The following is a 6,930-nucleotide window of genomic DNA, read 5'->3' on the forward strand; positions in this document are numbered from 1 at the left end:
TTTTAACATAAAGTACTTCCTGCTTCTGAAATCAGAAACGGATAAGGGCAGAAGCCCAGGTAAAGCCGCTGCCGAAAGCCGCCAGGCATATGAGCTGGTCTTCTTTCAGCAAACCTTCGGCCCATGCTTCGCTCAGGGCTATAGGAATGGAAGCCGCTGTGGTATTGCCATAGCGCATTATGTTGTTGTAAACCTTTTGGTCTGCCAGCCCTAACTGCTCCTGCAGGTAATTGCTAATGCGCAGGTTTGCCTGGTGGGGCACGAGCAGGTCAATGTCCTGCTTCTGGAAGCCATTGGCGTCGAGGGCTTCCTGTATTACCTCCTGAAAGCGCACCACGGCATGTTTAAAAACCATGTTTCCGTTCATATGGGCGCGAATGGAAGGGCTTTCCATGAGTTGTGGACTAACCCGCTCCTCCGGGTGGCGGCTGCTGCCCGGGTCCTTCACGTACAATTCTTCTGCAAAGCGGCCATCGGCATGCAGGTGAGTGCTTAAAATACCTTTGCCTTTATCGTTGCTGGCCTGCAAAACAGCAGCACCGGCTCCATCGCCAAAAATAACAGAAACATTGCGGCCGCGATTGTTCATTTCCATGAGGGATGACTGTATTTCGGCGCCTACCACCAGCACATTTTTATACATGCCGGTTTTAATAAACTGGTCGGCCACCGACAGGCCATAAATAAAGCCGCTGCAGGCATTGCGAAGGTCCAGTGCGCCTATTCCTTCCAGTCCCAACTCCCGCTGGAGCAGTACTCCCGAGCCGGGGAAGAAATAATCGGGTGTAATGGTGGCCAGGACTATAAATTCAATATCCTTTACCTCCAGCCCTGCCCGCTCAATGGCCATTCGGCTGGCATGGGCCGACATACTGGCTACGGTATCCTTATCCGGATTAAAAAAGCGTCTTTCTTTTATGCCTGTGCGTTCGGTAATCCAGGCGTCGCTGGTATCCATCAGCTTTTCCAGATCGGCATTCGTTATCACATTCTCCGGCACATAATGTCCGATGCCGGTAATTTTGGAATGATACATATATATGATTTTGCTATCCTGTACTATAAAGTAAATAGATAATGGTGCCTGCTTGTTTGCTGTGCATCCTTCCAAAGGAGGGAAAGTCGGTGGAGAAACAGGCAGAGCAGGCTAAAGTTAGCAATCTTTTTCACATACGCGCAGGAGCAGCCAGGAAAAAGGGCTGCATGCAGAGGGAATGGATAATTAATGCCTGTGCCTGCCGGGTTGTGGTAAGTATTTAATCCCAGAAACCAGGGCAGCAGTTAGTGATGCAGGATTTTTAAGGAGTGTGGTTGGCCGGCGAAGTAGAGAAATCTTCTGGCTCCTCCATGCCGGTTCTCTTGTTCCAGGTTATAATTCCGTACTGAATACGCTCAATTAAAAAGCGTATAATTTCCGAACTGATCGGCGGCAGGGGCAGGGGCGATAACCGAAGGCTCATCGGTAGTAGCCGTATTCACCAGCGAGGACACGGTATAGAAGCGGGTCTGGTCGCGGTGGTAAGGCTGGAGCAGCTCGCGTATATCTTCCGGCCCTGCACTCTTATCCATCCATAAGGCTTCGGCCTCAGGAGAAAGAATAACCGGCATGCGCTCATGTATATTCTGAAGGGTGGAGTTGGCTTTGGTCGTAAGAATGGTAAAGGTATGGACCATATCTCCTTCATCATCCTCGAACTCTTCCCACAAGCCGGCGAAGGCAAACAGCTGTTCCTTTAAAAGGGTAATGCGGTAAGGGATTTTGCCCTTTTTGCTTACCGGCTTCCATTCAAAAAAGCCATCGGCAGGCACCAGGCAGCGGCGCTGCTGCAGGGCATTCCGAAAAGAAGCTTTTTCCTCTACCGTTTCGGCCCTGGCGTTAATCAGTTTCTGGCTAATCGATTTGTTTTTAGACCAGGAAGGAATCAGTCCCCAGTAAAACCAGGAAAGGCCCTCCGGCGCATCGGCAGTAATAACAGGCAGGAGCTGGCTGGGCGCTGCATTATAGCGGGGTTTGTAGTGGGAGGGAACCTCTACTTTAAAACGTTTTGCTACTTCATCTGCTTTTTTTACCAGGGTATATCTGCCGCACATAGTTTTGCCTTTCTTACAGTTTCCAACAAAGGTATAAAAGTTCTTGCTGGAATTGAAGACGCTTTGCTTAAAAGCGATGAAGTAAATCTATAAATGTAAAAACCTTTCTGCAGTGCAGGTATACCTCCAGTGGGTGTGGAAAGAGGAGGAATCTCTTCAGCAGTCATGGGTTTAGCGTGTTTTTTAGCCCAGCACAAATTCCAACGCCTGCTTTTCTGAATAATATAGCTCTTCTCCCGGGGCAGGAGCAAAGCCCACATGGCCACCCTCTTCCGGTGCTTCAAAAGTAATAAAGGGATGTTCCTTTAACGAAGCCTCAGGGTAGCAACTGTCCGAAAGAAAGGGGTCGTTTTTAGCATTCAGGATAAGGGTAGGCAGCTGAATGTTATCCAGGTACCGGAGGGCGCTGCAATGGGCATAGTAAGCCTCGGCATTTATAAAGCCGTGCAGGGGAGCCGTATAGGTATCGTCGAACTGGCGCAGGGTTTTAATGTCCCGGAGTGCCCCAACATCAAGACGGCCCGGCATTTTTGCTGCCTTGCTTTTAATTTTCTTTCCGAGGTGGTTCAGGAACCGCTTATTGTATATCCAGTTGCTCCGCTGGCTAATCTGGGTAGAGCTGCCGGAAAGGTCGAGGGGCACAGAAAAGACTGCTGCTTTCCAAAGTTCAGGCGCTATATTGCTGCCCCGTTCGCCCAGGTATTTGAGTGTAAGGTTGCCCCCCAGGCTAAAGCCACTCAGGATAATCTTTTTATATTGCCCCAGCTGCCGCACATGCTGAACAACCGCTTCCAGATCTTCCGTGGCCCCGCTGTGGTAAAAGCGCTCCTGCAGGTTGGGCTCGCCACTGCAGCCCCGGTAGTTCCAGGCAAGGGCATGGCAGCCTCGCCGGGCAAATGCACGAACCATTCCTTTTACATAGGAGCGGTGGCTGTCGCCTTCCAGGCCGTGCGAAACAATTAAGAGTGTATCGGAAGAACCTTTCCGGAGCCAGTCCAGGTCCAGGAAATCCTCATCGGCGGTATAGATGCGCTCCCGCTCATAATGCACATTTTTCACTTTTCGGAAGAGGGAGGGCATAATCGTTTGCAGATGACCGTTGAACTGGTAAAAAGGTGGTTGGTAAGCTGGAGTGTTCATATGGCAGAAGGCGCTTCAGAAGTAGGGCAGCTTACAAACGTTTGCAAGCTGCGGATGGCACAAAAATACAATCTGAATGTTTTAAATAAACAAAATCACCGGCCAAAGATTAAACTTAATGCAGGTCGGCAAAGGCTCGATTAATGGTGGTGTATTTTGGCTAATAAGCAAAAATAGCTTTATTTTACGTCCGGAAACGAATTTGTGATATCAACGCACGCAAAAGAATAGAATATATATGGCTGAAGTAATAAGAATGCCTAAGATGAGCGACACCATGGAAGAAGGTGTGATCGCTTCCTGGCAGGTAAAAGTGGGCGATAAGGTAGAAAGTGGCGATATACTGGCTGAGGTAGAAACCGATAAAGCCACCATGGAGCTGGAGTCGTACCAGGATGGTGTACTGCTGCACATTGGCGTGCAGGAGAAGGACGCCGTACCGGTAAACGGAGTGCTTGCCATTATTGGAGAAGAAGGAGAGGACATCAGTGGTCTGCTCAAAGAAATTGAAAATGAAGACCAGGGCGGCGGCGGAGACAGCCAGCCGGAAGAAAAGGCCGAACCAAAGAAAGAAGAAGCTAAAGCAGCTGAAGATATAGATGTTTCAGGTATTAAGGCTACGGTTGTCGCCATGCCTAAGATGAGCGATACCATGCAGGAAGGTACCATTGCCGCCTGGCATAAAAAGGTAGGCGACAAGGTGGAAAGTGGCGATATTCTGGCCGAAGTAGAAACTGATAAAGCCACCATGGAGCTTGAAGCCTACGAAGACGGAACTCTCCTGTATGTTGGTGTGGAAGAAGGCGATGCCGTACCGGTAGATGCCGTTATTGCCGTTATTGGTGAAAAAGGAGCTGACTATGAGAAGCTGCTGAAAGCGCATGCAGCAAAATCATCAGGCGATGGAGAGAATGCTTCTGCAAGTGATGAGTCTCCTAAAGCGACTACTGCCGAAAAAAGAGATACCGTTTCCAAGCCATCCGACAATGGGGCTGCCACAGCATCGGCCTCCGGGGAGGACGATAGCCGCATAAAAGCCTCTCCGCTTGCCCGTAAAATGGCGGAAGAAAAAGGCTATAAACTCAGCCAGATAAAAGGTTCAGGACCTGACGGAAGGATTGTGAAGAAGGATGTGGAGGAGTTTAAACCATCCGCTGCCCCGGCTGCACAACCACAGCAGGGAGCAGCTGCTACAGGACAGGTTCCAGCCAAAGAAGCTGGAGCCCCTACCTACACCATGCCGCAGGTGGTAGGCGAAGAGCGCTACGAAGAGCAGAAGGTGTCGCAAATGCGCAAAACCATTGCCAAGCGCCTGGCTGAAAGTAAATTCACGGCTCCACACTTCTACCTGACCATGGAAATTAACATGGATAAGGCGATAGAAGCCAGGAAGAGCATGAATGAAGTTTCTCCGGTAAAAATCAGCTTTAACGATATGGTGATTAAGGCCGTAGCCGCTGCGCTGCGCCAGCACCCGAAAGTAAATGTAAGCTGGAGAGGCGATACCATGCGCTTGAACCAGCATATTAATATTGGGGTAGCCATGGCAGTAGAGGAAGGGCTGCTGGTACCGGTAGTACGTTTTGCCGATAATAAATCCCTGGCCCATATTTCGGCCGAAGTAAAAGAATTCGGCCAGAGAGCGAAGGCCAAGAAGCTGCAGCCACAGGACTGGGAAGGAAGTACCTTTACCGTTTCTAACCTGGGCATGTTCGGCATCGATGAGTTTACCGCTATTATTAATCCACCGGATGCCTGTATCCTGGCAGTAGGAGGAATCAAGGAAACTGCCGTGGTGAAAAACGGTCAGCTGGTGCCGGGTAATATTATGAAAGTAACCCTTAGCTGCGACCACCGTGCCGTAGATGGCGCCGTAGGGGCCGCCTTCCTGCAAACCCTCAAAGGTCTGCTCGAAGATCCGGTAAGAATTTTAATATAGTAAAGTGTGTTGAGTATTGGGTAGTGAGATTAGACCTTGCTACCCAATACTCATTTTTTATTTAACCTCACCGATGCTTAGCCCTCATAGCATCCTCTCTTTCTTTTTTTATCGAATTATTTTTTCTCAATACCCACTACTCAATACTCACTACTAATATGAAAGACTCAAATAGAATACGATCCACCACCGTCTGTGCTGTACTGCACAATGGTGAGGTGGCGATAGGGGCCGACGGACAGGCCACCATGGGCAATACCGTCGCCAAAAGCAATGTAAAAAAGATTCGGAAGCTGCAGGATGGCAAGATTGTAACCGGTTTTGCAGGTTCCACGGCCGATGCCTTCAACCTGCTGGAGAAGTTCGATGAGAAGCTCAACAGCTATGGAGGGAATATGAAGCGGGCCGCCATTGAGCTGGCCAAAGACTGGCGCACCGACCGTTTTCTGCGGAAGCTGGAAGCCATGATGATTGTGGCCGATAAGGAGGAGATCCTGATTATTTCCGGTACCGGCGATGTGCTGGAGCCCGATACGGGCATTGCCACCATCGGCTCGGGCAGTATGTATGCCAATGCCGCCGCCATTGCTCTTAAGCGCCATGCCGGCGATAAGCTCACCGCCCGACAGATTGTGGAGGAGGCGCTTCATATTGCTGCCGATATCTGCATCTATACCAACCATAACCTGGTGGTGGAAGAAGTAAAATAGTAGTTGTCCTTTAGGATTTACTGAAGCCCTTGCCCTTACGGTAAGGGTTTTTTATGTTCAAAGGTCAGGGCGGGAGTACGGCTAAGCGATTACAATCGTGTACAAGCATTTACAATCGGTTACCATAGGCTAACTCCAACTTCCACTTTTGATTACCCTTCTCATTTAGTAACTTGATGGAAAGCAGGTGCACTTTATTTTTAGCACATTAGGCTCTCTACAATGAAAAAACAGCATTAAAGGTAGGTAGCTTATATCTTTTCCTTGCAGAAGCTGAATAAAAGGCTTATGTTACCAATCAAAGACCACACCGACCAACTACCGGAAAATAACAAGTGCACTTGTTATTTTCCGGTAGTTGGTGCCTATGCAAAAAAAAGAACAGTACGCAGACCAAAAAGGGAAAAGAATTGTTATCTTGAAAAAAGAACCTATAAGCATGATAACAATAATAAAAAAAGGGACTCCTAAAGAGGAGATTAAAAGAAGGGTAAACGAAGTGGTTTCAAAAACTCCTAAAAAGGATATTATGAAATTTGCTGGTAAGTTAAAAACGGACATTGACCCATTAGAATACCAAAGACAAATGAGGGATGAGTGGGAATAGGATTTTCGTTGACACCAATATCCTGCTGTATTTTTTAAAAGGAGACCAGGATGTAATAGAAATGATTTCGGATAAAGACCTTGTGATTTCATTTATTACAGAACTTGAACTTCTTTCCTTCCCCAAGATTACCACAGATTCTGAAGAAACTATCAAAGGACTGCTAAAAAGTTGCCTGATAGTAGACGTAAGCCCTGAAATTAAGGATTTAACCATTGAGTTTAGACGGAAATCAAAATTAAAGCTTCCTGACTCTATTGTAGCAGCTACTGCATTTTATTATAAGTTACCTCTATTGACAGCTGACAAGCAATTTCGGACGGTTGAAGAATTAGAGATTATAATATACGAAATGTAAAAAGCACAGGCACCAACCACAGTAGCTGTTGCGCAACCCACTGATTAGCAGCTTATTTTTCAGCTCATTTTAGCCTTTCATTCCT

At 47.9% G+C, this 6,930-nt stretch carries 7 protein-coding genes; 4 read left to right on the forward strand and 3 right to left on the reverse strand.

What is annotated here, in order from left to right; translation table 11 throughout:
* Positions 1 to 31 precede the first annotated feature (31 nt).
* From F752_RS0109350 to F752_RS0109365, 3 genes are all read right to left on the reverse strand, one after another.
* Positions 32 to 1,036, reverse strand: coding sequence for a beta-ketoacyl-ACP synthase III (locus tag F752_RS0109350; RefSeq protein ID WP_017731466.1), 1,005 nt, complete (start codon positions 1,034 to 1,036; stop codon positions 32 to 34).
* Positions 1,037 to 1,392: 356 nt separating this feature from the next.
* Complete coding sequence (locus F752_RS0109360) at positions 1,393 to 2,091, reverse strand: SOS response-associated peptidase (protein ID WP_017731468.1); 699 nt, start codon at positions 2,089 to 2,091, stop codon at positions 1,393 to 1,395.
* A gap of 183 nt (positions 2,092 to 2,274) precedes the next feature.
* On the reverse strand, positions 2,275 to 3,231 hold the full coding sequence (locus F752_RS0109365; RefSeq protein ID WP_026135632.1) for a YheT family hydrolase: 957 nt from the start codon (positions 3,229 to 3,231) through the stop codon (positions 2,275 to 2,277).
* A 238-nt stretch (positions 3,232 to 3,469) separates the two neighbouring features.
* On the opposite strand from F752_RS0109365, the gene F752_RS0109375 reads away from it, so the two are divergent.
* From F752_RS0109375 to F752_RS0109390, 4 genes are all read left to right on the forward strand, one after another.
* A complete protein-coding gene (locus tag F752_RS0109375) occupies positions 3,470 to 5,170 on the forward strand; it encodes a pyruvate dehydrogenase complex dihydrolipoamide acetyltransferase (RefSeq protein WP_017731471.1) in 1,701 nt (566 codons plus the stop codon).
* A 158-nt stretch (positions 5,171 to 5,328) separates the two neighbouring features.
* Complete coding sequence (gene hslV / locus F752_RS0109380) at positions 5,329 to 5,880, forward strand: ATP-dependent protease subunit HslV (RefSeq protein ID WP_040664488.1); 552 nt, start codon at positions 5,329 to 5,331, stop codon at positions 5,878 to 5,880.
* A 367-nt stretch (positions 5,881 to 6,247) separates the two neighbouring features.
* On the forward strand, positions 6,248 to 6,487 hold the full coding sequence (locus F752_RS0109385; RefSeq protein ID WP_017731473.1) for a hypothetical protein: 240 nt from the start codon (positions 6,248 to 6,250) through the stop codon (positions 6,485 to 6,487).
* Positions 6,474 to 6,845: a type II toxin-antitoxin system VapC family toxin gene (locus F752_RS0109390; RefSeq protein WP_017731474.1), complete on the forward strand. Its 372-nt coding sequence runs from the start codon at positions 6,474 to 6,476 to the stop codon at positions 6,843 to 6,845. The genes F752_RS0109385 and F752_RS0109390 overlap by 14 nt, the downstream gene beginning before the upstream one ends.
* Positions 6,846 to 6,930: the final 85 nt, after the last annotated feature.

It is taken from the genome of Nafulsella turpanensis ZLM-10 (assembly GCF_000346615.1).
In the GTDB taxonomy this organism is placed as follows: Bacteria; Bacteroidota; Bacteroidia; order Cytophagales; family Cyclobacteriaceae; genus Nafulsella; species Nafulsella turpanensis.

Excerpts from the sequence above, each read along its gene's own strand:
- F752_RS0109360 (WP_017731468.1), bottom strand. The coding sequence starts at position 2,091 with ATGTGCGGCAGATATACCCTGGTAAAAAAAGCAGATGAAGTAGCAAAA.
- hslV (WP_040664488.1), top strand. The coding sequence starts at position 5,329 with ATGAAAGACTCAAATAGAATACGATCCACCACCGTCTGTGCTGTACTG.
- F752_RS0109385 (WP_017731473.1), top strand. The coding sequence starts at position 6,248 with ATGCAAAAAAAAGAACAGTACGCAGACCAAAAAGGGAAAAGAATTGTT.
- F752_RS0109375 (WP_017731471.1), top strand. The coding sequence starts at position 3,470 with ATGGCTGAAGTAATAAGAATGCCTAAGATGAGCGACACCATGGAAGAA.
- F752_RS0109350 (WP_017731466.1), bottom strand. The coding sequence starts at position 1,036 with ATGTATCATTCCAAAATTACCGGCATCGGACATTATGTGCCGGAGAAT.
- F752_RS0109390 (WP_017731474.1), top strand. The coding sequence starts at position 6,474 with ATGAGTGGGAATAGGATTTTCGTTGACACCAATATCCTGCTGTATTTT.
- F752_RS0109365 (WP_026135632.1), bottom strand. The coding sequence starts at position 3,231 with ATGAACACTCCAGCTTACCAACCACCTTTTTACCAGTTCAACGGTCAT.